Annotated in this window: 10 protein-coding genes; 2 read left to right on the forward strand and 8 right to left on the reverse strand. The window is 41.6% G+C overall.

What is annotated here, in order from left to right; translation table 11 throughout:
• Nucleotides 1-18: 18 nt before the first annotated feature.
• On the reverse strand, nt 19-1,014 hold the full coding sequence (locus BP74_RS06415; RefSeq protein ID WP_496372228.1) for a lysylphosphatidylglycerol synthase domain-containing protein: 996 nt from the start codon (nt 1,012-1,014) through the stop codon (nt 19-21).
• 22 nt (nt 1,015-1,036) lie between these two features.
• Here BP74_RS06415 and ruvC point away from each other — a divergent pair, with 22 nt between their 5' ends.
• On the forward strand, nt 1,037-1,609 hold the full coding sequence (ruvC, locus tag BP74_RS06420; RefSeq protein WP_496372230.1) for a crossover junction endodeoxyribonuclease RuvC: 573 nt from the start codon (nt 1,037-1,039) through the stop codon (nt 1,607-1,609).
• Nucleotides 1,610-1,614: 5 nt separating this feature from the next.
• Here ruvC and BP74_RS06425 read toward each other — a convergent pair whose 3' ends face one another.
• The 7 genes from BP74_RS06425 to BP74_RS06455 form a co-directional block, all read right to left on the reverse strand.
• On the reverse strand, nt 1,615-2,010 hold the full coding sequence (locus tag BP74_RS06425) for an HIT family protein (protein ID WP_496372232.1): 396 nt from the start codon (nt 2,008-2,010) through the stop codon (nt 1,615-1,617).
• Nucleotides 2,011-2,086: 76 nt separating this feature from the next.
• Nucleotides 2,087-2,560, reverse strand: coding sequence for a transcription elongation factor GreA (gene greA, locus BP74_RS06430; protein ID WP_072836343.1), 474 nt, complete (start codon nt 2,558-2,560; stop codon nt 2,087-2,089).
• A 113-nt stretch (nt 2,561-2,673) separates the two neighbouring features.
• A complete protein-coding gene (locus BP74_RS06435; protein WP_496372234.1) occupies nt 2,674-4,632 on the reverse strand; it encodes a T9SS type A sorting domain-containing protein in 1,959 nt (652 codons plus the stop codon).
• Nucleotides 4,633-4,686: 54 nt separating this feature from the next.
• A complete protein-coding gene (locus tag BP74_RS06440; RefSeq protein WP_496372236.1) occupies nt 4,687-5,076 on the reverse strand; it encodes a hypothetical protein in 390 nt (129 codons plus the stop codon).
• Between the two features lie 124 nt (nt 5,077-5,200).
• A complete protein-coding gene (locus BP74_RS06445; RefSeq protein ID WP_496372238.1) occupies nt 5,201-6,142 on the reverse strand; it encodes an NAD(P)-dependent oxidoreductase in 942 nt (313 codons plus the stop codon).
• The gene (gene rsmA, locus BP74_RS06450; protein ID WP_496372240.1) at nt 6,142-6,894 is read right to left on the reverse strand and encodes a 16S rRNA (adenine(1518)-N(6)/adenine(1519)-N(6))-dimethyltransferase RsmA; all 753 of its coding nucleotides are present in this window, start codon (nt 6,892-6,894) and stop codon (nt 6,142-6,144) included. Before rsmA ends, BP74_RS06445 begins: the two co-directional genes overlap by 1 nt.
• Nucleotides 6,895-6,960: 66 nt before the next feature.
• The gene (locus BP74_RS06455; protein WP_496372242.1) at nt 6,961-11,280 is read right to left on the reverse strand and encodes a PQQ-dependent sugar dehydrogenase; all 4,320 of its coding nucleotides are present in this window, start codon (nt 11,278-11,280) and stop codon (nt 6,961-6,963) included.
• Nucleotides 11,281-11,512: 232 nt separating this feature from the next.
• On the opposite strand from BP74_RS06455, the gene BP74_RS06460 reads away from it, so the two are divergent.
• The gene (locus BP74_RS06460; protein ID WP_496372244.1) at nt 11,513-15,436 is read left to right on the forward strand and encodes a T9SS type A sorting domain-containing protein; all 3,924 of its coding nucleotides are present in this window, start codon (nt 11,513-11,515) and stop codon (nt 15,434-15,436) included.
• Nucleotides 15,437-15,688: the final 252 nt, after the last annotated feature.

A 15,688-nucleotide genomic window follows, 5' to 3' on the forward strand; every position in this document is an offset into this window, starting at 1 on the left:
GTACTTTTTGTAGCATCCTTAGATTGCATTGCCTTTCCTGGTAAATACCTTGATATTCATTAACAGCAAGCTGCCGATTATTGCAGGGATCACCAGGTTTATCAGCCAGACAGTTATAGAAGTAAGGCCTATGCCCAGGCTATTATTAGAGAACATTCCCATTAGCTTTAAGCTAATTTCACCCCTTACGCCAATCTCCACTAATGCAATAGAGGGCACAATGGCCATGGCAAGAAAGACCACACTCATGACCCAGCCTATAATTAATGCAGAGACGTTTACCTCGAAAAGGTAGAATATCAAAATATATTGCACCACAAAAACAAGGTATCGCAATATGGAAAGCAAGATAATCCTGACCAATAGTTTAGAATGAAAACTATTGAGTGCCTCTACCAGGTACAGGTATTTCTGACTCCTGATCCATTTATTGAAAATGTTTACAGTTGCCGAAACATTGAAATAGATCAAGGCAAGGACAAGCACTATTGCTATCAAACTATATAGAGCAACCTGGTACCATATAATCAAATCCGGATAGGTTTGCAGCAGTATCTTTTTTAGAATTACAAGACCAAGAATACCAACAAAAAGAGTGGTAAGCAATTGCGCAAAGCTACCAACCAGTGTCACGGATATTGTCTTTAACCTGGAGCCCTCGGGTAGGTATAGTACCCTACCCAGGTATTCTCCTACCCTGTTTGGCATGGTTACTGAAAACGTAACACCGGAAAGAACTGCTTTAAAAGCCTGCCAGAAACCAATAGGTTGTATCATGGCTACAGAAGCTTTCCATTTCAATGCTTCAATACCCCAGTTCACAAATACAAGTAACAGTGCTGCAATCAATAGAATGAACTTCACCGAGTAAAAAGAGTGTTGTATCTGCAGCCAGGAATCACTTAATTGAGGCTGGTGTTTAATATTATTATAGATGGAAAAAGCCAGCCAGGCGAACAGTATAGGACCAAAAAAGTAATTGATAAAGATTTTAATACTTTTGTTCAACTGCATCGCAGTAAAAATAACCACCTCCTTGCAAAAGCCAGTAATAATATTAGGAATAGATCCGGGTACCCTTGTCATGGGATACAGTGTCATTGAAGCCCGCAACAATACTTTCACTGTAATGGAGATAGACGTTTTAAAGCTGGCATCTACATTAGACCACTATAAACGGCTTCAAAAAATTCACCGTCGCATTACAGAACTGGTAGAAAAATTCAATCCTGATGAATGTGCTATTGAAGCACCCTTCTTTGGAAAGAATGTACAGAGTATGCTGAAACTGGGCCGGGCCCAGGGCGTGGCCATTGCAGCAGCAATGGATCGAAATATACCGGTAACGGAATACTCACCGCGCAAGATCAAACAATCCATCACGGGCAATGGTAATGCAGATAAGGAACAGGTTTGGAATATGTTGCAGCGTATCACCTTATTACCGAATAAACCTAAATACTTTGACGCAACTGATGCTCTTGCCGTTGCTATCTGTCATCATTTTGGAAGCAAAGTACCTGTGCCCAAATCAACCACCACGGTGAAGAAAACCAAAAAGGCCAGTTGGGAAGCCTTCGCCAGGGAAAATCCAAAAAGGATACAGTAAAGAAGTTACTGTTTCAAAGCATCCAGGATCTTTTGTTGTACTTTCTGCAAATCATCATCTGAAGCTTTGCCCTTATGCTGGGTAAAGTTGAGATCATTGGAAGAATTGATAGGGATCAAATGCATATGTGCATGTGGTATCTCCAGACCTATGACACTGATGCCACAGCGATTGCATTTAAATGAGTGCTCAATGGCCTTTGCGATGGGTTGAGCAAATACGAGCATTTCTGAGAGGTAGTTTGCCGGAAGGTCAAACAGGTTATCTACTTCTTTTTTGGGAATGACAAGAGTATGCCCCTCTCTTAATGGATAAACATCCAGAAAAGCAAAGAAATGATCGTTCTCCGCTATTTTATAAGAAGGAATCTCGCCGGCAATGATCCTGGAAAAAAGTGTCATAACGATTGTAAATTAAAACAGGGAATGTAAAAAGCCTTTGCTTATTCACATTCCCTGGTACACAAAAATCAAATGATCAGATACTGATATCTTCTACTTTGAACTTTATCACTCCAGCAGGAGCTGTTACTTCAGCCACATCGCCTATCTGCTTACCCAGCAAACCTTTACCAATCGGTGAGGTATAGGAAATCTTTCCGGCTTTGAGGTCAGCTTCTTTCTCACTAACTATCTGGTAGGTTACCTGTTTTTTTGTATTCAGGTTGGTTACCTTGACCTTGGTCAATACTGAAACTTTACTGGTATCTATTGAAGATTCATCTACAATACGGGCGGTAGCTACCTGGCCTTCCAGGGCTGCTATTTTGGCTTCCAGCATTCCCTGGGCTTCTTTTGCAGCATCATATTCAGCATTTTCTTTCAGGTCACCTTTTTCTCTTGCCTCGGCAATGGCACGGGATGCTGCGGGGCGCTCCACTCCCTTCATATGCTGAAGCTCAGCTTTCATCTGTTCAAGGGTCTCTTTTGTCACATATTGAATTCCGCTCATGGTAATTAGGTTTACATCAAAATGAAAAAAATAGCAACGCCTCGTTTTACCGAAGCGTTGCATACATAATGTAAAGATAAAAAGAAATAAATAACTATAAAAAAGCCAGCGCTTTATTTATTGAGCAGGGTGCTGTTCACTACAAATTTCTTCCAGGTGGAAGCATCACCCGTTTTTATATTAACCATATAAGTTCCTGCTTTCCAGGTCGTGGCATCCATTTGAAGGATGTTGACGCCATTATTCAGTACAAAATGCTCGGTCTTTAATAAAGATCCTGAAATATCAAATACCGAAACCCTGGCTTCCTGCCTGATGGAGGAAGGAACAGATAATTGTAGCAAATCATTTACAGGATTAGGGAAAAGATTGATGTCTTTTTGATCCTGCCTCATACCCAGCATAATAATGCCGGAATAATTGGCCTGGCCTACATGCATCACCGCCCTTAGCCTGTAATAAACAGAAGCTGATCCAATTGTTGCAACATTATCATCAAAACTATAATCCGCTTCGCTATTGGGAGCGTCTGCCATGACCTGGCCCACCTTTTCAAAGTCCCGGCCATTAATACTTCTCTCTACTTCAAAGTAAACAGTTTCCTTATTGGCTTTAGTGGTCCAGTTTAAATGTGTTGTTTTATATTTTATGGCGCCACGAAAGCCAGTGATCCTGTTAGCCATAGGAATGCAGCTTGCATCGTATAAGATGGTCAAAGTATCATAGGCATAAGGATTACAACCTGCTGCCAGCTGTTGCTTTACAATATAGGTACCAGGTGAATCCACTGTAACATAAGGGCCAGTTGTTGTATTATAAAAATGGCCGTCTGTTGTAGACCATGTGTACACAGAACTGGCTGAGGGATTGATCACTGAAAGATTACTAACGCCTACTGCGCCGCAATAAAACGGAACGTCTGCAATGGCCTGGGCTCTTGGAGCCAGGAATAGATCCGTAGGAGCTACGAAATCCTTTAACTCTGAAGTAAATGATGCAGATGACCGCGTCTTTACTACAATTCGGTTAAAGGGTGTACCACAAATATCAGATCCAAAAGTTGTCACAGGGTCAAGTCCAAGTTTGGTGAGGTTCACAGAAAATTCCATAAACTGATCCTTGATATAATTAGCGGCAAGGCTATTATCAACTAAAACTACCTGGAAAGGTCCTGTCCATGTGTTGTTTCCACTTCCCAACCCGGTATAGAAAGCACCGGCGGTTTTTGGTATAATACTGGCATATCCGAATTGTGCGCTGGTAGTTGCTCCATCAAATTGTCCTGACCAGCTGAAACCTGCAGGCGTAATGGATAAAAGTGCCCTGTCAATCCAGATACGGGCTTCCACTTTAGATAAGGTAGAACTCTGGTATTCTGCAGAGAAAATAATATCTCCTGGCCTGGTTACATTACCGGCAGCATCAAATTGCCAGCTGGTATGACCAGCATCAGGCCCGAAGCCAAACCACTTACCAGAAGGACGGTCATAGTAAATATCAGTCTGGTACATTTCAAAATCAAAATAACGCTGACCTGTAGTATTGTCAAGGGATAAACCTCCAAACATCCAGAGAGAGTCAGTACGGTTAGGCCCCGCTCTTCTCACATGCATAAACATGTCAAGGATATCATTTTTGTCAGGCACACCCTGGATGCCACCCATCCAGCTGTTGGGTGAATCTCCATTTTTGTTAGAGCCACCTACAAATACAGTGGTATCAGTACCATGATAATCCCTGACAAATAAAGCATCCAGCCATAGCCTGTTGTTGACAATAGAAAATTGAGGTACGCTCATTGGACGATAAAAGCTGCTCATTCTCTTTTTATATGGTGAAACGTCCGATAAATAACCGGCAACAATTGATGCAGCGCCGGTAGTATCAATGACGTTTCTACCAATACCGGTATTATTTAAAAACCAGTCGTCATTACCATTTTGAAGTAAACCATTATAAAAGTTAGCTCTTAATTCACCATCAACACCAAAACCCGCTTTGATAATCGGGGTAGTGATTTGGGAAGAAGCTGTTAGGGTTAGAAGAAGGAGAAAGGGTAAAAGTGTTTTCATAGAACCAGATTTAATTGAACGAATAAAAGGGGCGGAAATAAATTCCGCACCTTTTTATTTACGTTGGACAATTCGCACCTGTTCCAGTGGAGAACATTCAGAGGTTCCATCTGCCCTTACTGCAGTGACACGATAAGTGATATTTCCGGGAAATACATCTGTTAACACCACTTTATACGTGGAGGATCCATTGAATTTCACTTCACTACCTACTGGGTATGCATAATCATCACCTTCGAAGAATTGTTCAATGGTAAAATGATCAATAGAAGGATCATTTACAGCCCAGGAAAGGTTTACACCTGATTTGCCCTGGCGGTGACCACGGAGATAATTAAAGCAATTGTAAGTTGTTTTGTGATTCAGATTTTGTTGCACATCTATCGTGAACGAAGATGCCAGAACAAAAATGGTGACAGCTACATAGGAGATTAGCGTTTTCATAAGGGTTTGATTTAATACCCTAAAATTAGACTACTCCCTGATGAAATAAAAGAGTAAAATAGCCTGATTTCTCCCAGTACAATAATTGATGGAAACTACTTGTAAAGGCATAGGTAATTACCTATTACAACAAGTGCAGGATACGTAGTTTTTCTATCAAAACTTCGGACATTTTCCTATAGGCTTCATTGCTGTAACCTGCAATATGAGGCGTGATAAGGACATTAGGCTGTTCGCATAAGAATTGCAACTCCTCTTTTTGCTCTGTAGAAAGAGTGGAAAGCTTCTCATTTTCCAGCACATCTAACGCTGCACCGGCAATTTTATTGGCACGCAGCGCATGTATTACTGAAGAAGTTTTGGTAACACCTCCCCGGCAGGTGGTCATAAAAAAGGGACGTTGTTGCAATTGATCAAAAAATGCATCATTCGCCATATGGCGTGTTTCAAAAGTTAGTGGCACGTGCATACTGATCACGTCTGCCTTTGCACTGATCTCCTCCAACGACGATTCTTTCACATACCCTGAAGCAAATCCTTTTTTATATTTATCATACGCCAGCACCTCCACACCGAATGGTTGCAACAACCTGGCAAATGCATGCCCTGTATTTCCATAGCCTATGATGCCCACAGTCTTACCGGACAATTCAATGCCACGGTTCTCGTTCCTTAGCCATTTTCCTTCCCTTACCTCGTTAAATGACCTGCTAATATGGTTCATCAGGTTCAACAGCATACCAAGGGCATGTTCCGCCACTGCATTGCGGTTGCCTTCAGGTGTGCTTATACAGGCAATGCCTTTTTGCTCCGCATATCCTTCATCTATCAACTCCATACCGCTTCCTAACCTGCCTATCCATTTCAGCTTTGCAGCACTTTCTAATATAGCCTTGTCGATCTTAATCCTTGTAGTAACTACTAGCCCGCTTGCATCGGCAATTACATCTCTTAATTGCTCATAGCTGATAGCAGGTTCATAACTAATAGTATAACCAGCGGATCTTAATTCATCAATCAAACATGGGTACACAGGTGCAGTGATAATAACTTGCTTGCTTTCCATTATTGCATCAAAAAACTTAATTGCGCAAAATCCTGTACACTCAGTTGTTCTGCACGTTTATTAAAAATTTCATTTTGTAATACCCCGGGTGCAAACAACGATTTACACGCATTCCTCAGTGTCTTTCTTCTCTGCCCGAAGGCTGTCTTGACCAATTTAAAAAACACCTCCCTGCTTTTCATATTCACAGGCTGCTTTACAGGGGTTAACCTTATTACACCGCTTTTTACTTTTGGAGGTGGAGTAAAACTATTTTCGTCCACATCAAATAAATAGCTCACATCAAAATAAGCCTGTATCAATACACTGGTCACGCCATAAACCTTACTGCCTTCCCTGGCTGCGATCCTGAGGGCCACTTCTTTTTGAAACATCCCAATTACACAATCTACCGAACTGATCCAATCCAGCACTTTAAATAGTATCTCAGTGGAAATATTATAAGGGAAATTACCAACTATGGAAAAGGGCTCTTCAAAAGGTTTATCAATATCCAGGAAGCTTTGATGAATGATCTTGCCCTTCAAAACCGGGTAAGTTTTCTCCAGGTACACTACTTTTTCATCATCCACTTCTACAGCTTTAAAATCAATGCCGGGTATCTGGACCAGGTATTTGGTCAATGCACCACCGCCGGGACCTACTTCCAGCAGGCGTGTAAAAGAACATTGCTGCAGCTCCTGCACGATCTTCCTGCATATGTTTTCATCCTTTAAAAAATGCTGTCCCAGCGATTTCTTTAACGTGTACATCCCTGCAAAAATAAACCCCCTCCATGAAAGAGGGGGTTGTAGTTGTAAAATGAACGGGCCTGGCCCTTATAATTTGACAATATTTTTTGTAATGAGCACTTTATTGTTACTGTCTGTGATCTTGATGGAGTAAACCTGAGAGGTCCACTTCCTTGTATCTATTTGCAATTCTGAAGATCCGGCGCCCATGTATTTAGTTGCCATATAAACAGCCTGTCCTTTCATATCTGTTACCTGGATATTCAGGTTATCAGCTTTTTTCAATGAAACCCTGGCCATGACTACAGAATGTACAGGATTGGGATAAATGTTCACCAGTGCTGAAGGATCCACGTTAATACTTACAATATTGCTATAGCTAAATGTGCCATTCAGGTCAAACATTTTTAAGCGGTAGTAAACAATCCTTGCATTGAGCATACCTGCGTCTTTATCAGGATAGCTATAGCTGTGTCCTGTTGAATTACCTGCAGCTTCTGTTCTTCCAACAGCGTTAAAGTTTCTGCCATCAATGCTTCTTTCAACCATAAAATGAGATGTATTGACCTCGTTGGAGGTTTCCCACTGCAAAATGGCTACGTTATCCTGCCAGGAACCTTTAAATGTCAGCAGGTTCAATGGCAATGTGATAGGATTGGTATTGGCAAAATAAAACGAAGAAAAAGAGCTGATATCAGCCTGCAATACATAGCCACTCGTACCATGGGCTTCAGCATATTGAGGTGTAATGACAGTAGGTGTAGTAACATTGACCCAGTTTGCTCCACAGGCATCGCTGTTCTTATAGATTGCCAGGTTGGAGATGGAATTCACCAGGCTGGATGCCCCTTGTGAATTGTTGGCAGCCTTTAAAGAATTCAATTCATTGACTGTTAGGTATAAACGAATGCTAACAGGAGTTCCCGGATTAGGTTGCACCTGCGGCGTAATCGTCATATTGCGGTCCAGGTAAAGGCGCTTTTTTGAATTTTCCCTTACAGGGCCATTGTTCGTATAAAAAGATGAGGTCACAGTTCCAAGGTTATTACCATTGGCTTTGATCTCAGCCATGATATTACCATCAGGCCCCGTAATAGGCACCCATAAAGTGTTATTGCTGTTATCGATTGTTACAGTTGTTCCGGCAACACAAGTATTGGCAGTTCCGGCTGTAACATCTACCTCTGTAGAAATAGTACTTTTCCCTCCAGCATCTGCATAACCAAGAAAAGTATATTTCTGCACACAACCCATACATTGTGGTACAACAGGATTCGCATTACCGGGGCCTGAAGTAGTAGAAGAGTTATCCATGATAACATAGATATCCTTTCCGTTAGGAGCAAATGCCAGGTCGCGGAAACGGTTTTGTCCACCGAAATAACTCACTGTATCACTAACAGTATTGGTGGGTGCAGTTCCTGTACCAGTTGCATCCATACGGATACGTAACAACCTTCCCCATTTTAAGGAAGCAGCCACCAATGACCTTTTCCAACCTGGTATCAGCGTATGACTATACAAATCAAGGCCTGACCAGGCCTCAGTTGGCCATCCGGGGGCAGGCAAAGCGTTTCCCGGGTTATTTTTCCAGATATACTTTATTGTTCCAGGTGTATTTACATCACCATTGGGTGCTGGATAAGCAGAGAAGATCGGATCCTGGTATTGTCCATAACCAGCGGCATTGATAGTTGCCACGTTGGCCACTTCATCACCAACGGCAGGACATGAAGAGTTACCTGAATTATCTGTAAAAGGTGCTCCGGCCGATACACTGGTGTTCGTACTTGCCGTGGTAGTACCATTATAATTACCATCTGCAAATCCAACCACTAAAGGATGGCCGTAATTTTTAAATGCTTTGATAATATTGATCTCGTCATCACTGTAAGGACCATGCGAAGAACCGTACAATATATTTAAAGAAGTATCATAGGCAAATCCCTGGTTGTTCCTGATACCTGTGCTATACACAGCACTCTGCACACCCAGTAAAGCATTATAGGGATTATCATTAGGAATCCACGCATTCCCGCCAGATTCACCGTCTGAAACCAGGTTAAATCTCAATATTTTTCCTTCATAGGAAGCAGCGATCTGTGCCTTTTCCGGGCGGTCCCTGTTTTCAAACTGACCGGCCCCCATATCACCCTGGGCATAGAATAAATAATAAGCTCCTCCCTTGGTAACAGGAGCAATGATGATCCTTTGCGAATTGTGATCACTGCTACCTGGCAGGGTATCACAAAGAACTACAGGTGATTCTAACCTGCTGGTTAAAGGGTTGTAGGTAAATCTTACCAGTTTGTTCCTAAAGAACATACCGGTTTTTACAGCAGTACTGCCACTTAGATACCTGTGAACATAGGATACATATACAAAATCATTTGTTCCTGTGCCATCCAGGAATTTTGGATGAAGCGCCAGTCCGGCAAGGCCCCCTTGCGGCCATTTGGACCAGCTTGAAGAACTCACAGCATTTAATGTATCTGAAGGTGATGGAAGAAATGTGCTCCCGCTTGAAAGATCCAGTACAGTCGTTTTGGCTCCTGTATTTGGATCCATCCTGTACACTTTATAGCCACGTGATTCTGTGATCCACAATTTATCATCTGAACCATAAGTAACTTCCCAGGGATAATTCAAAACATTACTACCGGATAGAATTGTTTGTTTAAATACTTCGTTCATACGGCCGGATCCCACAGTAGCCTGTGTTGGATTGGTTGGTCCTGTTACCGTAATAGTAAAGACTGAACCTGTTGAAGTACCTCCAATAGATCCGCTTCCTGCAGAATATACTCTTATATAATAGCTGTTACCAGGAGTAAGGCCTAATACAGACATCCCTGAATTTCCACAAGCCAATGAAGTTAAAGATCCGCAACTACCAGAAAAAACCTGGATGTTGGCACCTGAAGTACTAAGATTGGAACCTACCCCACTCAATGTTATTGTGGCGCTGGTAGCAGTAGGAGTAAAAGTAAACCATACATCATCGTCAGGCGTTCCCGTACAAATAGAAGGTATTCCACTATCTGTTGCACCCCATACAGTAGAAGCAGTGGCTGTACCTATTGAAAGAGCAGTAGCAACGTTGCAATTATCATTTACTGGAGGCGGTGTTGTATGAGTAAGGCAGATATTAAAATTCGCTGTTCCAGATCCAGATGGATCCGTTCCAACATTGGAAACTCTGATATAATAGGTAGTATTAATAGTTAGACCTGACACTATCGCACTTGAAGCTCCACAGGATAAAGACACAAGGCTTCCACAGCTTCCGCTATATATTTGAATCTCCGGGTTGGAAACTGTCGCCCCCAAGGAACTTAACGACACAGTTTCTGTAGTATTCTGAGCACTAAACTTATACCAAACATCATAATGTGTGCCTGCTGATTCGCAGCCAACAGGTAAACCTGTTGTGGCAGTTGCACGATCCATTGTAGTTGTTGTATTAGTACAGGTAGTATTTGACGTCAGTAATACAGCGCCTGAACAATCATCGTTGGCAGGTGGAGGAATATGAGTTATACAAATATCGAAAGTACCTGTACCTGATGCATATCCATAAGGAGTTGCCAGTACACTCGACACTCTAATATAATAGTTGGCGCCAACTGTTAAACCAGAAGCAGTGATCACAGAGCTTCCACACTGCAGGGAATTGAGTGAGCCGCAAGCTCCACTAAATAATTGTACTTCGGAAGTTGTGATTGCGGTTCCCAGGTTACTTATGGTAACTGTTTCTGTAGTTGCTGCAGCTACGAACTTGTACCAAACATCATAATGTGTATTTGCTGTACATCCTGCCGGAACACTGGTACTGGGTGTTGCACCTGCCAATGTAGTTGAAGTTACAGTACAGGAAGTATTGGAATTTATGGTTGTAGCCCCATTACAATCATCATTGGTTAAAGCAGATGTTATATGTGTCAGGCAAATGGAAAATGACCACTTACTTGTATTACCTGTAGAAGGATTGGTGGTTGTATAAACTCTGACATAATATGTCTTAGTGGTATTTAAACCATATAAAGTAAGATCAGTTCCGGTATTTGAATAACCCAATGATGTACCACTACATGAACCATCAAATACTTCTATATAAGAGTTGGAGGAAGCAAGATTTGTAGGATTTGTATAAGAAACGGTAATAGTTTCAACAGCAGATGAAGGAGTAAACTGAAACCAGACATCATAGGCAGTGCCATTGACACTAGCAACACCACTATTAGTTGCCTGGTATAAGGAACTGGAAGTATTACAAGTCCCATTTGATATTAATGTAGGTGAAGATGCAGTGCAATCATCATTTCCAGGGGCCGCATGAAGGAAATTTGAAAAAACACATAGCAATGAAATCAAAGAGAATTTTCGAATTGCAGTTAGAGAGACCATGGTCTTTTAGGATTTGGTTGGATTTAAAGCGGTAAAATTAGGTGTACTTACCTCTGCTTCAAATAGCAATAATGCTTCTTTTAATGATAGAATTACGTATAAGCACTTATGGTAGTTTTCCTATTGCTATAAATGTTTATACTTAATAACTTCGCTGCTTTACTTGTCGCCTTGTTTTAAGTCAAGGCTTCAGTAATTTAGCCAAATCCTTAGAATGCCTAAATCCTGCTAAATGAGAACCAACTCGACACTAAGAATCCTTGTAATTTGTTTCCTATTCTCCTTGCCTAAACTAGTTTTTTCACAGCCGACAAATGATTTATGCGATAATGCAACTCCGCTTTCCGCATCTGTTACTTGTTCAACTATTTCAGGAGATTTACAGGATGCCACAAGCACTGGATCACCAAATGGGGCCTGTGCTGGTGCAACAAGTCCCACAAATGACGTATGGTATGTTTTTACAGCTACTTCATCAAATGCAACCATCACAGTCAGCGGTTTGGGAACCAGCTTGAATACCAATACAACATATGTTGAATTATTTAGTGGAACATGTACCAGCTTAACTCCAATAATTTGTCAAAAAGTGGCTACATCATTAGCATTGACAACGCTATCTCCTGGTACAATTTACTATGTCCGTATTTATGTTACCGGTACTACGTCAGGTACCCCTGCAAATAAAAGAGGATTCAACATTTGTTTACAAAGTTCACCGAACGATGAATCTATTTCTGCAATAAGTTTAACACCAAATATTTCTTGCACAAACACAGGGGGTTCACTATTACTTACTACTATGAGTGCCTCATTGCCAGCAGGCTGTCAGTCAGCGGGCAATCACTGGGATGTATGGTACAAATTTACTGCTGCTAATACAACAAGTACTGTTACCATCAGTAGTCTAGGGACAAATTTCACTTCTCCTGAAATTCAACTTTTCAGTGGAAGCCCAGGATCTTTAACATCTCTCCAATGTGGTACAACAACGCTTACTTCATCTTCATTAACAATAGGAACAACTTATTATATAAGAGTTTCTAATGTTGGTGCTTCAGCACCTGCTGGAACAGTTACTTTCAATATTTGCGTAACACAACCTCTCCCTCCCCCTGCCAATGATAATTGTACAGGTGCAGTATCACTGATATCAAATACTACATGTTCCAATACTGTTACCAACCTTGACCGGGCAACTGCCACCACGGGTTTACCAGTTGGTTGCGAATCAGCAGGCACCCATTATGATGTTTGGTATAGTTTTGTTGCAAATAATAATTCTCATACGATCAGCTTAACTGGATTAACCAATATTACAACACCGGAAATTCAATTGTATAGCGGCACCTGCGGAGCATTAACATCACTTCAATGTGGAACTACCTCCATAACCAATAATTCCTTAACATCTGGTAATACCTATTATGTAAGGGTGTCCAGTGTTGGCTCGCTGGCTGCAACTACTGGATTCAGTATTTGCGTAACACATCCAGTTCCACCTCCCGCCAATGATGATTGTACTGGCGCAATAACCTTAAATTCAAATACAACTTGTTCAAACACCTCAGGCACTTTGATTAGTGCTACAGCAAGTTCTGGCATTCCAATTGGCTGTGCATCTGCTGGAAGCCTTTATGATGTATGGTACAAATTTGTGGCAACCGGAACTGTTCAAAATGTTTCAGTAACAGGTTTGGGAGCGGGTATCACAAACCCGGAATTACAAATCTTTAGCGGAACATGTGGCACTTTAACCTCGCTTGCTTGTGGCACTACAAGTCTTGTCGTTCCAAATATCATTGTTGGTGCTACCTATTATGTTCGTGTTTCCAATATTGGCAGCAGTCCATCTAGTGGAGGAACCTTTTCCATTTGCGTTACAGCTCCTGTTCAAGCCACTTATGACATCAGTCGGACCTACATTAATGTAACAAAAGGTGCTGCAGGTGGAACAGTTAATCCAGGAGATACCCTGGAAATGAGAGCTATCCTTTCCATAAGTTCTAAAACCTTAGATAGCCTGTCATTTATTGATACATTATATAATACTAAAGGCTTAAGACTAGTTCCTGGCAGTCTTGCCTGGCGCACCAACGAAGGCAAGATCTATGGAAACGGAGCTTCTGCCTTTACGGATGCACTGGATGCCGACCAGGGAACTGTTTACACCAACGGACTGGATACCATCATCAGGATCAATATTGGCGCCGGATCAAATGGCACTACCAGGGGGCAATTGACAAGCACCTCTTTTCCACGGGTATTTACAAGCCCCTGTTTGATTATGGCCACTTACAGGGTTGTAGTATATGCCGGGTATAATACAAAGATCAACTTCAAAACAGGTGCCTTAACTTATAAAGACCAGGCAACAGGCATACTAACCAATGCCCGGTTTCCTGTAAATAACCTGGTAGTTTACAATAGCCCTGGTCTTTGTCCCAATGCAGTATCCGCAACTAATGCCCTGGGTGCTGAATCTAATGGTACTTTTGGACTCCCAAGTGGTGGTACTCCTTTAGCCAGGAACAGGGGAACAACTCCATATATTGGTACAGGTTATACCTATAAACCCTTTACGACCACTGGTGGACCAAATGACTATTTCTATGGTATAGCCAATAACACCAGTTCTGCATTTACAACAATTAATACATGGGGTAAGCCAGATGCCACGTATAGGGTCTTTAATTTGTGGGATATAACTGGTGATCATACAGGTGCCAGCAATCCAACAAGAGGTAACCCTGCCTGTGACACTACAAAACCTGTAAGCCCCACCAATCCTTGCGGCTACATGCTGGTAATTAACTCAGCTTACAGGGCGGATACCGCGTTTACATATACAGTAAACAACCTATGTCCTAATACCTACTACGAGTTATCAGCCTGGTTCAAGAATATTTGTTACAAATGTGGTGCAGACTCCCTTGGCCGATCTTCAACAACTGCTCTTTATATTCCTACTGCCCCTGGTGATTCATCTGGCGTAAGACCCAACATTGCGTTTGACGTTAACGGTAGCGATTATTATACCACGGGTGATATTCGATATTCAGGCGTAACACCAAATGGATCAGACTCTACTAACCAGTGGGTAAAACGTGGATTTGTGTATTTAACAGGGCCTTCAGAAACATCTTTCCTTTTAACACTAAGAAACAATGCCCCTGGTGGTGGTGGAAATGACTGGGCTCTGGATGATATTGCCGTGAATACCTGTCTGCCTAATATGCGCTATTCACCATCATTAAATCCATCTGTTTGCCAGAATAATCCGATTGCTATTAATGACACCATCCGTTCCTATTTTAATACCTACCAGAATTATAAATGGCAGAGGAGTACAGATGCAGGCAATTCCTGGTCTGATATCAGCGGTGCTACAGGTACTTCCACTCCTACATGGAATGGCTCGGCATGGGAATATATTACCAGCTACACTGTGCCTGTATCAGCAACAACACTTTCAAATGCAGGTGATAAATACAGGGTGGTGGTTTCTACAACCGCAGGTAACCTATCTAACTCCAGTTGCCAGGTAACTGATGGAGTGAGCCAGATCGCGTTGAATGTAATGGATTGCGGTGTTGTATTGAATACAGATCTGTTATCCTTCAATGGAAAGCTGGCTAATAACCGCTCTAATCTTTTCTGGACCACTACGCGTGAACATGAAGTACTGCGTTACCATGTGGAGAAAAGCCTTGATGGAACCAACTTTACAAGAATAGGGACAGTTAACGGGCGTAACAACACCAGTGCAGAAAATAACCATTATTCATTTACAGATTCATCATTACTTGCTGGCAAAACTTTTTACAGGATCGTTATAACCAATCCTGCCGGAAAGATGAAGTTTTCAAGGATCATTCAGTTGAACACAACTTCTTTTGATGATTTTAAAGTTGGTATCATGACCAATCCCTTCCAAAAGGACCTGCAATTTGATGTAACCCTTAACTCTGATTCCAAGATCAAAGTGGCCTTGTTAAATGCTTCAGGAGTTCCCGTAAGACAAAAAGATTTTACAGCCTACAATGGTGTCAATTACTACGCTCTCCAGGACCTCCAGGGATTGTCACAGGGCATCTATATTCTTCAGATCCAGAATAAAGACCAGACCATTACAAGAAAATTGATCAAGAAATAATAGTAAATAAAAGTTTCCTAAAAAGCGGTATCGAATTGATGCCGCTTTTTTTATATCCAATAGATAAGAAATGATAGATGCTTTTCATTTATTGCAGTTTAGTCTGAATTTGTAAAGAAATTGTGAAGCCGTCTGTCGTCCTGACGCAGGAATCATCTGGTAACTACATAGGCGACCATTGTATTATTGGAGGCTCTTCAACCTAAACCAAGAAGAGTAAACACTTCCGAATTTTAAGATTGCGCATTAGTC

The organism is Flavisolibacter ginsengiterrae DSM 18136 (assembly GCF_059568575.1).